Annotated in this window: 13 protein-coding genes; 5 read left to right on the forward strand and 8 right to left on the reverse strand. The window is 65.3% G+C overall.

Annotated features, from left to right (window positions below; all coding sequences use genetic code 11):
* On the reverse strand, positions 1-849 hold an 849-nt coding region (locus QZ634_RS00005), incomplete at its 3' end, for a hypothetical protein (RefSeq protein WP_291984459.1).
* Between the two features lie 462 nt (positions 850-1,311).
* On the opposite strand from QZ634_RS00005, the gene QZ634_RS00010 reads away from it, so the two are divergent.
* From QZ634_RS00010 to QZ634_RS00030, 5 genes are all read left to right on the forward strand, one after another.
* Complete coding sequence (locus QZ634_RS00010) at positions 1,312-2,571, forward strand: extracellular solute-binding protein (RefSeq protein ID WP_291984461.1); 1,260 nt, start codon at positions 1,312-1,314, stop codon at positions 2,569-2,571.
* On the forward strand, positions 2,568-3,311 hold the full coding sequence (gene ugpQ / locus QZ634_RS00015; RefSeq protein WP_291984463.1) for a glycerophosphodiester phosphodiesterase: 744 nt from the start codon (positions 2,568-2,570) through the stop codon (positions 3,309-3,311). Before QZ634_RS00010 ends, ugpQ begins: the two co-directional genes overlap by 4 nt.
* 108 nt (positions 3,312-3,419) lie before the next feature.
* On the forward strand, positions 3,420-6,035 hold the full coding sequence (gene alaS / locus QZ634_RS00020; protein ID WP_291984466.1) for an alanine--tRNA ligase: 2,616 nt from the start codon (positions 3,420-3,422) through the stop codon (positions 6,033-6,035).
* Between the two features lie 53 nt (positions 6,036-6,088).
* A complete protein-coding gene (locus QZ634_RS00025; RefSeq protein WP_291987908.1) occupies positions 6,089-7,120 on the forward strand; it encodes a low specificity L-threonine aldolase in 1,032 nt (343 codons plus the stop codon).
* 22 nt (positions 7,121-7,142) lie between these two features.
* Positions 7,143-7,631: an NUDIX domain-containing protein gene (locus tag QZ634_RS00030; RefSeq protein WP_291984468.1), complete on the forward strand. Its 489-nt coding sequence runs from the start codon at positions 7,143-7,145 to the stop codon at positions 7,629-7,631.
* Between the two features lie 5 nt (positions 7,632-7,636).
* On the opposite strand, the gene QZ634_RS00035 is transcribed toward QZ634_RS00030, so the two are convergent.
* From QZ634_RS00035 to QZ634_RS00065, 7 genes are all read right to left on the reverse strand, one after another.
* Positions 7,637-8,905: an HDOD domain-containing protein gene (locus QZ634_RS00035; RefSeq protein ID WP_291984470.1), complete on the reverse strand. Its 1,269-nt coding sequence runs from the start codon at positions 8,903-8,905 to the stop codon at positions 7,637-7,639.
* A 95-nt stretch (positions 8,906-9,000) separates the two neighbouring features.
* The gene (locus QZ634_RS00040; RefSeq protein ID WP_291984472.1) at positions 9,001-10,404 is read right to left on the reverse strand and encodes a phosphomannomutase/phosphoglucomutase; all 1,404 of its coding nucleotides are present in this window, start codon (positions 10,402-10,404) and stop codon (positions 9,001-9,003) included.
* Positions 10,405-11,376 (reverse strand): hydrolase, encoded by a 972-nt coding sequence (locus QZ634_RS00045; RefSeq protein ID WP_291984474.1) that lies wholly within the window; start codon positions 11,374-11,376, stop codon positions 10,405-10,407.
* Complete coding sequence (locus QZ634_RS00050) at positions 11,373-11,819, reverse strand: nuclear transport factor 2 family protein (RefSeq protein WP_291984476.1); 447 nt, start codon at positions 11,817-11,819, stop codon at positions 11,373-11,375. The genes QZ634_RS00045 and QZ634_RS00050 overlap by 4 nt, the downstream gene beginning before the upstream one ends.
* The gene (gene waaF, locus QZ634_RS00055) at positions 11,816-12,832 is read right to left on the reverse strand and encodes a lipopolysaccharide heptosyltransferase II (protein ID WP_291984478.1); all 1,017 of its coding nucleotides are present in this window, start codon (positions 12,830-12,832) and stop codon (positions 11,816-11,818) included. The genes QZ634_RS00050 and waaF overlap by 4 nt, the downstream gene beginning before the upstream one ends.
* 46 nt (positions 12,833-12,878) lie before the next feature.
* On the reverse strand, positions 12,879-13,076 hold the full coding sequence (locus tag QZ634_RS00060; RefSeq protein ID WP_291984479.1) for a zinc-finger domain-containing protein: 198 nt from the start codon (positions 13,074-13,076) through the stop codon (positions 12,879-12,881).
* 22 nt (positions 13,077-13,098) lie between these two features.
* Positions 13,099-14,019 (reverse strand): branched-chain amino acid transaminase, encoded by a 921-nt coding sequence (locus tag QZ634_RS00065; RefSeq protein WP_291984481.1) that lies wholly within the window; start codon positions 14,017-14,019, stop codon positions 13,099-13,101.
* Positions 14,020-14,070 lie beyond the last annotated feature (51 nt).

Genomic DNA, 14,070 nt, shown 5'->3' on the forward strand with positions numbered 1-14,070 from the left:
CGTCTGGGCCTCCATCATGTAGGTGCTTCTCGTGTTCGGGGCAGTGTAGCAGTTGTCATCGAGGTGCGACCCCGAGCTGCCTTGTTCCCAGGTGGTGGGCGCGTAGATCTGCGCGGCGACGCCGCCGTTCGCCGCCATGGCATTCGCGCCGTTGAACAGGGTGCCGGCTCCGCAGCCTGACACGCCATTGCCATCGGCGGACAGCCTGGCTTCGTCATAAATCACTTTATCGAGAATGTACGTCGTCTGATCGATGAACGGCGTGCCGCTGTAGCTGGTCAGGTATTGGGAAAACGGCGACCATACGCCGGGGTCGCCAGGCTGGTCCCCAAATCCGCTGACGCCGTTCTCCGTGATACCGGCCGAGAACCCCAAGGCATGCACGAGCTCATGCACTGCGGTCGAGAAGAAATCGTATTCGCCGGGCTGGAACGTGTTACCCAACGCCCAGGTATTGGTGGCGAAGTTCCACGTCACGTTGCCATCGGCGGTGCCTACCGCGGGATCCGCGGCGTTGCCACCGAGAATCTTGAGCATCACGTCGCCCCTATCGTTGAAGCCGTCGGCGGGTCTTGGCGCGTTGAAATTCGAACTCGCCGAAGCCAGGTTGCCCGGCGTGCTGCCGCTGCCATCGACATTCATGAAGAGGTTCGCAGTGTAGCTGGTCAGAAAGCTGCTGACGTAGGTCGCAGCGGACTGCAATTCGGCTTGGCGTGCAGCACCTTGTGCGAGGTCGTTGAAGCCGACGCCCGCTGCATCCTGAAAGTTGAACGTCCACGTCACGGCGGCATGGGTCGGTGCAGCGGCAAACGCAGCGATGATCGCGGCGGCGGCAAGTTTTTTCTTCATGGTGCTTTGCTCCTGATTGTGGTGGCGGGCAGGTCCTCGGAGTTGCCCTGTTTTTCGGTCGCCACTGGGGCGGTAATATTTTCGATACGGCCTTTGCCAGCCCGTGTTCCTGCGAAGCCTGAAACGCCCGCCGCAACACCATTAGTGAAATTTATCACAATGGTCTATCTAGCGCGCGTTCAGGTAAAAGCAAAACCCATGCCACATTCTTGGTGACAATTATATCAAAGAGATACAAGCGCATGGTGAGACTCTTTATTTGCGAGTGTAAAGTTTTCCGACACCCGGCTTCCGGCATGGATTGGCCTCTGCGAGGGTGCCACGAGGGTGCCACGAGGGGGCTGTCAGGCGGGCAGGGCGCTGTCGCGTTGCTCGCCGCAAAGTGAACGCTGCGAAGTCCGTTCTATCGCCGCAGGCTACGGCTATAATTGCCGACTCTTTTACCTAAATTCCAGGATCGACATGCGCCTACTCAAATTTTTCCCGTCTGCGGTGGCAATCGTTCTTGCTGCCCCGCTTGCTTTCCCGGTGTTCGCGGCACCGGTGCAAATCGACCTCTCGCATCGTCTTGACGAAGAACGTGGCGAACGGCTCGAGAAATTCGTCGCGCGTTTCAATGAGCGGCAGAAGGATTACCAGCTCAACGTCGTGCGCCGCGTCGACGGTGACGCGCCGAAACACCTCAATCTGGTCACCCGCGAAGAACAGGCACAGTTCCAGACCAGCAAGGAGGACTTCAAGCCGCTGTACCTGGTGATGAAGCAGGCCAAGCAGCCTTTCGATGGCCGCAAACTGTCGCCTGAGCTGCGCGTCGGCCTCGACGATGCGAAAGGAAACCTGTTTGCCCTGCCGCTGGCCTTGTCCACGCCGGTCCTCTATATCAACAAGGAAGCTTTCCGCAAGGCCGGTCTGGATCCCGAGAATCCACCAAAGACCTGGGCCGCGGCACAGAAGGCTGCCGACAAGCTCTTCGATTCCGGTAGCACCTGTCCTTACACCACCTCCTGGCCGGCGTGGGTGCATATCGATAATCTGAGCGCCTGGAACGGTGGCGAGGTCTCGGACGCCAAGGGCAGGCTGGACTTCAACGGCCTGGTTCAGGTGAAGCACACGGCGATGCTGACGACCTGGTCGAAAGCCAAGTTCTTCACCTATTTCGGTCGTCGCGACGAGGCTGACCGGCGCTTTGCGGATGGCGAGTGCGGCATGCTGACCAGCACGTCGTCGCTCTATGGAACTTTGCGCGCTGGTCGCAAGGTCGAAACCGGGGTGTCGGCGCTGCCCTATCACGACGATGTGCAGGGCACGCCGCAGCAGACGCTCGCCGACGGTGCCTCGCTATGGGTCGGGGGCGGCAAGAAGGCAGACGAGTACAAGGGTGTGGCGCTCTTCGTCAGCTTCCTGCTGGAACCTGATCTGCAGGTCGAACTGACCGCTCTTGAGGGCTTCCTGCCGATGACTTCGGTGGCCCGCGCCGCTGCCAATAGTCAGCTCCTGCGCGCCGACGTCGCCAGTCTCGACGTCGCCTACCTGCAGTTGCAGGGCAAGGGCGCCTTGCGTCCGCTGCGGGTTTCGCAGATCGAGCCGGTGCGCATCATCGTCGAGGAGGAGCTGGAAGCCGCCTGGGCTGGCCGCAAGCCGGCCAAGGAGGCGCTCGACAATGCCGTCGAGCGTGGCAACCAGGTCCTCCCGGCGGCGCTCAGGGCGCAAGTCTTGAAGTGATTCGTCCGCGGCTCGGCTGGTCCCTGCCGCGCGTCTTCGCGCACCGCTGTGGCGGTGCGCTGGCCCCGGAGAACACCCTGGCCGGCCTGCGTATCGCTGCCCGCATGGGACTGCGGGCAGTCGAGTTCGACGTCATGCTTTCGGCCGATGGCTCGCCGTGGCTGGTGCACGACGAACGCCTGGAGCGCACCAGCGACGGCTCCGGGCGGGTCTGCGAGACTCGCGACGCGACGCTGCGAGGGCTCGACGCAGGCGCTCATCGGCACCCTGCGTTTCGTGGCGAGCCGCTCCCCTCTCTGGAGTCGGCGGCAGTGCTTTGTCGGCAGCTCGGGCTGATGGCCAACGTCGAAATCAAGCCGGCAGCCGGTTTTGAGTTTCTGACCGGCGAGGTTGTCGCTCGGCAGGTCCGTGAACTCTGGGTGGGTGCCGAGCTGCCGCTGGTTTCGTCGTTTTCCGAGGAGGCGTTGCTGGCCGCGCGCGAGGCAGTTCCCGAACTGCCACTCGGCGTGCTTTATGAAAGCCCGCCAGAGGATTGGCTGACCCGCGTCAATGACCTCGCTGCGCTGAGCCTGCACTGTGACGCCGAGCACCTTGACGACAGCGTACTGAGCAGTGCGCGGGCCAACGGCATTCCGGTGCTGTGCTACACGGTCAACGAGCTCGGCGCGGCCGAAGCGCTTTTCCGGCGCGGCGTGATGGCGGTTTTCAGCGATCGCATCGACTGCGTGCGCGATGGCTGAAGCCGGTCGCGGCGGGTGATTGGCCGGTCGCGGCTACCGCTTTCACGTTAGAATCGCAGCTTTTTGAACGACCCCGCGCGGGTACGGACGACGATGAAAAGCACCACCATGAGCAGCGCTGAAATCCGCGAGAAATTCCTCAGGTTCTTTGAATCCAAAGGCCACCAGATCGTCGAGTCGAGTTCGCTGGTTCCGCATGCCGACCCGACGCTGCTGTTCACCAACGCTGGCATGAACCAGTTCAAGGACGTCTTCCTCGGTTTCGACAAGCGTCCTTACCAGCGGGCGACGACGTCGCAGAAATGCGTTCGCGCCGGCGGCAAACACAACGACCTCGAAAATGTCGGCTATACCGCGCGTCACCATACCTTTTTCGAAATGCTCGGCAACTTCTCCTTCGGCGACTACTTCAAGCTGGAGGCGATCCGCTACGCCTGGGAGTTGCTGGTCGATGTCTACGGTCTTCCCGCCGATCGCCTGTGGGTGACGGTGTATGCCGAGGACGACGAAGCCTACGCGATCTGGACCGGGGAGATCGGCGTGCCGGCCGAGCGGGTGATCCGCATCGGCGACAACAAGGGCGCGCGCTACGCCTCCGACAACTTCTGGATGATGGGCGACACCGGTCCCTGCGGACCATGTACCGAGATCTTCTACGATCACGGTGAAGGCATCGCTGGCGGTCCGCCCGGCTCGCCCGACGAAGAGGGCGACCGCTACATCGAGATTTGGAACAACGTCTTCATGCAGTTCAACCGTGACGAGGCCGGCGTCATGCACCCGTTGCCGAAACCATCGGTCGACACCGGCATGGGACTCGAGCGGACGGCTGCGGTCCTGCAGCACGTGCACAGCAACTACGAAATCGACCTCTTCGCCCGCCTGATCGCGGCGGCAGCCCGCGAAACCTCGTCAGCGGACATGCACAGCCCGTCGCTACGGGTCCTCGCCGACCACATCCGCGCCTGCTCCTTCCTCCTTGCCGACGGCGTCATTCCAGGCAACGAGGGGCGCGGCTACGTTCTCCGCCGCATCATCCGGCGCGCCATCCGCCATGGCTACAAGCTGGGTGCGCGTGCCGCTTTCTTCCACCGCATGGTGCCCGACCTGGTCGCCGAGATGGGCGCTGCCTATCCCGAACTGGTGAGCAGCCAGGAGCGTGTCAGCGATGTCCTGCGCCAGGAAGAGGTGCGCTTCTTCGAGACCATCGAACACGGCATGAGTCTGCTGGAGAGCGAACTCGCGGCCCTGGCTGGCGATGGCGTTTTCAGCGGCGCCACCGCTTTCAAGCTGCACGACACCTTCGGCTTCCCCCTCGACCTGACCGCCGACGTCTGCCGTGAGCGCGGCGTCAGTGTCGATGTCGCCGCCTTCGACGCGGCGATGGCCCATCAGAAGGAGCAGGCGCGTGCCGCCGGCAAGTTCAGGATGGCCGCCGCACTCGACTACAGTGGCCCCGAGACGGCCTTTCACGGCTATGACGCGCTCGACTTCAACGGCCAGGTGCTGGCGCTGTACCGGGATGGCAGCCCGGTCGATGAACTCAGGGAAGGCGAACTCGGCGTCGTCGTTCTCGACGAGACGCCGTTCTACGCCGAGTCGGGCGGTCAGGTCGGCGACCGCGGCGTGCTGCAGGGCGCGCAGGGCATTTTCGCCGTCGAGGACACGCAGAAGATCCAGGCCGCCGTTTTTGGTCACCAGGGCGTCGTCCGTACCGGCGTCGTCGTCGTCGGCGACCGGGTCGCTGCCCGCGTCGACGTCGTTGCGAGGGCGCGCACCGTGCGCAACCACTCGGCAACGCACCTGATGCACAAGGCGCTGCGCGAAGTGCTCGGCGCGCACGTGCAGCAGAAAGGCTCGCTGGTCGACCCGGAGAAGACGCGTTTCGACTTCGCGCACAATGCGCCGATGAGCGCCGACGAGATTCGCCGCGTCGAGCGTATCGTCAATGACGAGATTCTCGCCAACGCCGCCGCCGAAGCACGCATCATGGCCATCGACGACGCCCGCAAGTCTGGCGCGATGATGCTTTTCGGCGAAAAATATGGTGATCAGGTGCGCGTGCAGACGATCGGCTCGTCGATCGAATTCTGTGGCGGCGTGCATGTTCGCCGCACCGGCGACATCGGCCTGTTCAAGATCGTCTCGGAAACCGGCGTCGCGGCTGGCGTCAGGCGCGTCGAGGCGCTTACCGGGGACGTTGCCCTGGCTCTCGTGCAGCAGCAGCAGACGATGCTGGCCGACGCGGCAGCGGCTTTCAAGGCGCCGATCGCCGAGGTCCCGGCCAAGCTCGCGCAGGTGCTCGACAACGTCCGTTCGCTGGAAAAGGAACTTGCGCGCCTGAAGGCGAAACTGGCGTCGGCGCAAGGCGACGACATGCTCGCGCAGGCGGTCGATGTCAAGGGGGTCAAGGTTCTCGCGGCACTCATGGAGGGCGCCGACGTCAACGCCCTGCGTTCGGCCGTCGACAAGTTGCGCGACAAACTGAAGAGCGCCGCGGTTGTCGTCGCCTCGACCAGTGCAGGCAGGGTGACGCTGATTGCCGGCGTGACCGCCGACCTGACCGGCAGGGTCAAGGCCGGTGAGCTGGTGAATATGGTCGCCCGCCAGGTCGGTGGCAAGGGTGGTGGTCGCCCGGACATGGCGCAGGCGGGCGGCAACGAACCGGAGAAGCTGCCGGTCGCGCTGGCCTCGGTGGCGGAATGGGTCGAACAGCGCCTGTAACCCAGCGGCCGTCAGCGGCCTGACGAACCAGCGGAATGACGGTGACGACGACCATGCAACACTTCGCCAGTGACAATTACGCCGGCATCTGCCCGGAGGCTTTCGCCGCCCTGCTGGCGGCCAACGACGGCCACGTGCGCTCGTATGGCGACGATCAGTGGACGCTGCGCGCTGCCGACCGCCTGCGGGACGTGTTCGAGACCGACTGCGACGTGTACTTCGTTTTCAACGGGACGGCGGCCAATTCACTGGCCCTCGCCGCGCTCTGCCAGTCCTACCACAGCGTCATCTGTCACCAGCTGGCGCACGTCGAGACCGACGAATGCGGCGCCCCGGAGTTCTTCTCGAATGGCGCCAAGCTGCTCGCCCTTGCCGGCGAAGAGGGCAAGCTGACTCCGGCAGCGATCGAGGAGGCGGTGACCAGGCGCACCGACATTCACTACCCGAAGCCAAAGGTGGTGACGCTGACCCAGGCCAGCGAAGTCGGCACGGTGTACCGTCCCGACGAATTGTGCGCCATCACTGCCACGGCCCATGAGCTGGGTCTGCGCGTGCATATGGACGGCGCCCGCTTTGCCAACGCCGTCGCCGGCCTTGGCGCCGCTCCGGCCGATCTGACCTGGCGCGCGGGTGTCGACGTGCTCTGCTTCGGAGGGACCAAGATGGGGCTGCCGGTCGGAGAGGCGGTGGTCTTCTTCGACCGTCGCCTGGCTGAGGACTTCGCCTACCGCTGCAAGCAGGCCGGCCAACTGGCGTCGAAGATGCGCTTCCTTTCCGCGCCGTGGCTCGGGATTCTCGAAAACGACAGCTGGTTGCGCCACGCCGCGCACGCCAACGCGATGGCCCGCCGCCTGGCCAGCGGGCTGGCGGAAGCCGCGGGTCTGCAGACGCTTTTTCCGGTCGACGCCAACGGCGTTTTCGTGCACCTGCCAGCTGTCGTCGAGCAGGGCCTGCGCGCGCGCGGCTGGCTCTTCTACACCTTCATCGGCGCCGGTGGCGCGCGCCTGATGTGCGGCTGGGATACCGCGCCGGAGACCGTTGATCGCTTTCTGGCCGACGTCCGCGAGTTGTTGGCCGCGTCGTAAGCGAAGTGAGTGAAGTAGCGAAGTGAGCGACACCTGGAATTTCTGCCCCCGCTGCGCTGCTCGTCTTGAGTCCAGCGACGAGGGGGGGCTGCCGCGGCTTTCCTGCAGTGCCGGCTGCGGCTTCGTGCATTGGGACAACCCGGCGCCGGTGCTGGCGGCGCTGGTCGAGTATCAGGGCGCCATCGTGCTGGCGCGTAACCGGGCCTGGGCGGCAGGGGCTTTTGGCCTGATCACCGGTTTTCTCGAGCGCGGCGAAGACCCGGCGGTCGGCGTTGCGCGCGAGGTCAGGGAAGAACTCGGCCTGGACGCGTCGGCGACGACGCTGATCGGCGTCTATCCCTTCGCCCGCAAGCACGAAGTGATCATCGCCTACCACGTCGTCGGTCACGGCGAGATCGCCCTCAACGAAGAACTCGCCGAGTTCCGCCTGGTCGCCCCCGCAAAGCTCAAACCCTGGGACTTCGGAACCGGCTTCGCCGTCAGCGACTGGCTGGCGCGCCGCGGCGCCTGAAACGCTCAGTCGGCGCTGCTGTTCAACCAGCTCAGCGCGGCGCTCAGGCCGGTGTTGAGCGTCTGCCGGTCGTAGTTGCCGGGTAGCCGGGACAACAGGCTGTCGCAGCAGGCGGCGTCGTCGTTGTCGAAGCACTCGAGCAGTGCGAGGAGCGTTCCCAGCAGGCCTTCGTGCTGACGCAGAGCGTCGCCGACCTCGCGCTCGACGGCGATCTGTTCGAGGATTTCTTCAATCGGCAGGCCGAGTGCGGCCGGCATCATCGACAGGATGCCGGTGATGAACGCCAGGTCGGCCTGCTTGTGGTCTCCCGGCTTGCCGACGGCGACCAGCAATTCCATCATCCGCCCGCGCAGGGCGGCGACTTGCAGCAGCGGCGAACGGGCGGGGTCGAGCGAATCGTTGGCCTGGTTGCCGGGTGCCAGCAGCAGCAGCGATAGCCAGCGCTGCAACTGGCGCCTGCCGAGCAGGGTGATGGCGTGGCGCAGCGAGGTCACCGGTTGCGTCGAGCGGTTGCCGAGGCGCCCGACGGAGTTGACGATGCGCAGCAGGTTGAGCGTCAGTGCCGGCTCGTGCTTGAAGGCGTCTTCGATCACCGCCGTGTCGACGTCGCGGCCGACCAGGTTGCACAGGCGAATCAAGGTCGCGTGCGCGGCCGAGAGGCGGCGGCCGCTGACGATTTCGGCCTGGGCAAAGTAGCGGCCCTGGAAGAGGGCGAAGCCGAGGTTTCGACAAGCTTCCATCTGCGCGTGGTTGTCGACCCCCTGCGCCAGAAGCTTGAGTGGCAGGTGCCGCAGTGAGCCCGCCAGCTCTTCCAGGCGCGCCTGGCCAGCATGACGCAGGTCGATCTTGACCACCGAAACGAGCGGCAGCAGAGGCCGGCTGCGGTCGTCGATGCCCTGATAGTTGGTCAGGGCCAGGGAATAGCCGCGCTGGAGGAGTACATGACAGCGCGTCAGCGTGGCTTTCTCGGGAACGCCGTCGACGAGCAGTTCGAGCACCACACCTGGCGGTGGCAGCAGCTCGATCGCCTCCTGTTGCAGGAAGTCGGCGTCGACGCCGATGTAGGCGCAGGTATTGCCCAGGGCGCCGTGCATGCCGAGTTCGGAATAGGCCGCACAGAGTGGTGCGCCGGCGCCGCGTGCGGCCGAGACAGCGTCATCGTCGTCAATTCCTTCGCTGCCGTGGAACGACAGCTGGTAGCCGGCGAGCTCCTGCCGGCGGTTCAGGATTGGCTGGCGGAAGAGGAATGCGTTCTGCAGGAATTGATCACTCATCGGGCCTGCTCATCTGTGCGGTGCATTCCAGTGTCTCGCTGATCTCGTTCGGGCATCTTAGCATTCCATCTCGGCGAAGCGCTTGTGCGGGGCGCTCAGAAGGGCAGTTCCAGTCCCGGGCGCGCGGCGTGGATGACGCGGCGGAAATCAGCCTGGATGCGTTCGAGTGCCGCCCGGTTGTCGGCCTCGAAGCGCAGGACGACCACCGGCGTGGTATTCGACGGGCGGGCGAGGCCGAAGCCGTCGGCGTACTCGACGCGCAGGCCGTCGATGGTGATGATTTCGCGGGCGCCGTCGAAGCGGGCGTTGCGGCGCAGCTCTTCGACCAGCGCCAGGGGTTCGCCTTCGTGCATGGCGATGTTCAGTTCGGGCGTCGAACTGCTGTCCGGCAAGGTCGTCAGCAGGGCGTTGGCGGCGTCGGCGTCGCTGCTGCGCGAGAGGATCTCGAGCAGCCGGGCTCCGGCGTAGAGGCCGTCGTCGAAACCGAACCAGCGCTCCTTGAAGAACACGTGTCCGCTCATTTCGCCGGCCAGTGGCGCACCGGTTTCCTTCAGTTTGGCCTTGACCAGCGCGTGCCCGGTCTTCCACATCAGCGGTTCGCCGCCATGGTCGCGAATCCACGGCGCCAGCTGGCGGGTGCACTTGACGTCGTAGATGATCTGCTGGCCCGGACAGCGACCGAGGACGTCGGCGGCAAAGAGCATCAGCTGACGATCCGGGTAGATGATCTGGCCGTCCTTGGTGACCACGCCGAGGCGGTCGCCGTCGCCGTCGAAGGCGAGGCCGAGTTCGGCATCGGTGTCGCGCAGGGCGCGGATCACGTCCTGCAGGTTCTCGGGCTTCGACGGGTCGGGATGGTGATTGGGAAAGTTGCCGTCGACGTCGCAGAACAGCTCGACCAGCTCACAGCCGAGCGCGCGGAAGAGTTGCCCGGCAATCACGCCGGCTACGCCGTTGCCGCAGTCGACGACGATTTTCATCGCTCGCGCCAGGCGGACGTCGGCGACGATGCGCGCCAGGTAGGCGGGCAGGACGTCGGCACTGCTCGCCGTGCCCGCACCCTTGCGCAGCTCGCCGGCGTCGACGCGCCGGCGGATGCTCTGGATCGTTTCGCCGGCCAGCGTTTCGCCGCCAACGACCATTTTCAGCCCGTTGTAGTCAGGCGGATTGTGGCTGCCGGTGACCGCCACGCAGCTGTTGCAGCCCAACTCGTGGGCGGCGAAGTAGGCCACCGGCGTCGGTACGCAACCGAGGTCGATGGTGTCGATGCCGGCCAGGCGGATGCCTTCCATCAGTGCCGCCGCCAGCTCCGGCCCCGACAGGCGTCCGTCGCGGCCGACGGCAATCGCTTGCTGACCCCGCTCGGCGGCCAGAGAGCCAAGGCCATGGCCAATGCGGCGGACGATGTCGCTGGTCAGCGTCTTGCCGACGATGCCGCGAATGTCGTAGGCCTTGAAGATTTCGCTGGGCAGGGCGGCGGCGTTGGCGGTGGCGTTCATTCAAACCTCGTTCTGGAAATAGTGGAGAAGGCGCAGCGGCAGCCAGTCAAGGTGCCCGGGCGGCTGGCCGGCAACGAAGCCGACGTGGCCGCCCTGCGCCGGGAACTCGCGCCGTACACTGGCGGCTACCTGGCTGGCGGTGGGCAGCGCCGCCTCGGGCAGGAAGGGATCGTTGCGCGCGTTGAGGAGCAGGGTCGGCAGGCGTATGCCGGGCAGCCAGGGCTTGCTCGAGGCGCGTCGCCAGTAGTCGTCGGCGCTGGCAAAGTCATGCAAAGGCGCTGTGACCTGTTCGTCGAAGTCGTGCAGATTGCGCGCTGCGCGCATCCGTCGCTCATCGAAAATTCCCGGGTGGCGGCGCAGCTTGGCGGCTGCCTTGCCCTTGAGCGTGTGCAGGAAGTGCCGGGTATAGACGCGGTTGAAACCACAGGCCAGATGGTGCCCGGAGACGCTGAGGTCGAGCGGGGCGCTGACCGCTGCCGCGGCGTGCAGGCAGTCGGCGGCTTCGGTTTCCCGTTCGCCGAGCCATTTGAGCAGCGCATTGCCGCCCAGCGAGACGCCGACTGCGTAGCGCGGGCGGTCGGAATAGAGCTGCTGCAGGCGGCGCAGAATCCAGTCGATCTCGTCGCTGTCGCCGGAATGGTAGGCGCGTGGCAGGCGGTTCGGCTCGCCCGAGCAACCGCGGAAATGGACCACGACGCCGGTCCAGCCGATGGCCGCGGTGGCGCGCATCAGCGCGCTCGCGTAATGGCTGGCCGAGCTTCCTTCGAGGCCGTGAAAAAGCGTCAGCAGCGGCGCGGAAGCCGCCGGCATCACGCCCGGCTGCGGGTCGCTCCAGTCAAGGTCGATGAAATCGTCGTCGGGTGTTGGCCAGCGTTCGCGGCGATAGCGCGGGGGAGCAGGCTTGATGAGCAGCGGGTAGATCGTCTGGGCGTGGCCACCGGGCAGCCACGACGGCGCACGGTAGCCGGTCAATGGAGAATCCGTGGCGGGTTTTCCTCGCGCTCGCCGGCGCGCTTGTCGGCCAGGTCGCGATCGGCCGCGGTCGAGGAATGATGGGCAAGCAGGCGCCAGCCGCTGGTTCCGCGCTGGAAGACGTTGGTGGCGAGCATCGGGCCGTGCGGTTTTTGCTCGTCACCGATGTACAGCGTTTCGACGACGTTGTGCACCGCCAGGAGCATGCTGTTCCAGCGCAGAACGCGCGACAGGCGTACCTTGAGGCGCGGGTTATTGGCGAAGATACTCCGCCAGCTGTCACGGATCGCTGCCGTACCGCTCAGCCGCTGGCCGGTCGGGTGGATGCAGACGATGTCTTCGTCGTCGGCCCAGACGCTCATCAGGGCGACCAGATCGGCACGCGCGATGGCCTCGTAGAACGCTGCTTCGACGTCAGCGGGGCTGGCAAAGGTGGCGATCATTCGGCACTCCTCGCCAGGCAGGCGTCGAGCACGCGTTGCGGTTCGAGCTTGTTCAGGCAGTCGAGATGGCCGAGCGGACACTCACGCTTGAAGCAGGGGCTGCATTCGAGGCGCAGGCTGATGACCTGTGCCCGATCCGACAGTGGCGGCGTGAAGCCGGGCGACGACGAGCCGTAGACGGCGACCAGCGGCCGGCCTAGTGCTGCGGCGACGTGCATCAGGCCGGAGTCGTTGCAGACGACGAAAGACGCCGCCGCCAGCAGGTCGATGGCCTGGCTCAGCGAGGTGCTGCCGCAGAGATTGCGTGGCGCGCTGGTCGTTTGCGCCAGGTCGGCGATCTGTTCGGCAATCGGCCGGTCTTTCGCCGAGCCGAGCAGCCAGACGGCGTAGCCACGCGCGGCCAGCGCGTCGGTCAGCGCTGCGAAATGGCGGGCTGGCCAGCGCTTGGCCGGGCCGTACTCGGCGCCGGGGCAGACGACGGCCAGTTTTTCGGGGAGGGCGAGGGAAAGTTCGGCGAGGGTCGCCGCGCGTTGCTCGCTGCTCGAAGTCAGCCGTGGCGACGGCAGCGGTCGCGGCAGCGGCGCGCCGGGGGCCTCGGCGAGTTGAGCGAAGCGCTCGGCCATCTGCGGCAGCAGGATCTTGTCGAGCGTATGGCGCTGGTTGATCAGGCCGTAGCGCTTCTCGCCGACGAAGCCGATGCGTTCGGGAATACCGGCAAAAAATGGCACCAGCGCCGATTTGAGCGAGTTGGGCAGGACGTAGGCACGCTGATAGCCGGCTGCAGCGAGCCGGCGGGCGAGACGGTGACGTGTTTTCAGCGACAGTTCGCCGTGGACGAAGGGGCTGTCGACGACCTGCGCGATTTCCGGCATACGTTCGAGGACCGGCGCCACCCAGCGCGGCGCCAGCGCGTCAAGCTGCAGGCCGGGCGTGCGTTCGTGCAGGCGCCGGAACAGCGGCTGCGCGAGAACCGTGTCGCCGATCCACGACGGGGCGACCATCAGCGCTTTCATGAGAACCTGTTCAGCCGGCTACCCCGCAGCGGACAGCCGCCGACGATCAGTGATGCCCTTTCGGCAGTCCGCCGGTCAGCACGTAGTGTGCACTGCAGTACGGGCAGACGGCCTCCCCGGTGCGGGTGATCTCGAGAAATACGCGCGGATGCCGCGCCCACAGCGGTGCGTCGCTGGTGGGGCAATGCAGGGGCAGATCCTTGGCGCTGATCTCGATGGGCTTCTGCGGGGTGTTCTGGGGCATGGTGGAAACCTTGCAAACTGGGTTAGACGTAGGCGAGCCAGTCTGCATGCGCCGGAACCCGGCCATTCACGCAGTCGAAGTACAGGCTCTGGATGCGGGTGGTGATCGGTCCGCGGTGGCCGGCACCGATCTGGCGATTGTCGAGTTCGCGAATGGGCGTCACTTCGGCGGCGGTGCCGGTGAAGAAGGCTTCGTCGGCGCAATACACTTCGTCGCGGGTGATCCGCTTTTCGATCACCGGAATGCCGAGTTCCTCAGCCAGCTCGAGCACCGAGGCGCGGGTGATGCCCTCGAGGCAGGAGGTCAGATCCGGCGTGTACAGCTTGCCATGCTTGACGATGAAAACGTTTTCGCCGGCGCCTTCGGCGACGTAGCCATCGACGTCGAGCAGCAGCGCCTCGTCATAGCCGTCGTGCGCCACTTCCTGGTGGGCGAGGATCGAGTTGGTATAGGTGCCGACCGACTTCGAGCGGCACATGTTGACGTTGACGTGGTGACGGGTGAATGACGAGGTCTTGACGCGAATGCCCTTTTCCATTCCCTCGACGCCGAGGTAGGCACCCCACGGCCAGGCGGCGATGGCCACGTGCGTGCTGACTGCCGTGGCGGCAATGCCCATGGCTTCAGAACCGTAGAAGACGATCGGCCGGATGTAGCACGATTCGAGCTTGTTGGCGCGGACCACTTCTTTCTGCGCTTCGAGCAGCGTTTCCTTGTCGTAAGGCATTTTCATCTGGAAGATGTAGGCCGAATTGAACAGCCGGTCGGTATGCTCTTCGAGACGGAAAATGGCGGTGCCCTTTTCGCCCTTGTAGGCGCGAATCCCTTCGAAGACGCCCATCCCGTAGTGCAGGGTGTGCGTCAGCACGTGCGTCGTTGCCTGGCGCCACGGCACCAGCTTGCCGTCGTGCCAGATGAATCCGTCGCGATCCGCCATGGACATGTTTTGTTCTCCCTTTGCTGGAAATCCTGAAGCGGAAAGTTTAGCCGATTT

This window comes from Candidatus Accumulibacter sp. ACC007 (genome assembly GCF_907163205.1).
Taxonomy (GTDB): Bacteria; Pseudomonadota; Gammaproteobacteria; order Burkholderiales; family Rhodocyclaceae; genus Accumulibacter; species Accumulibacter regalis.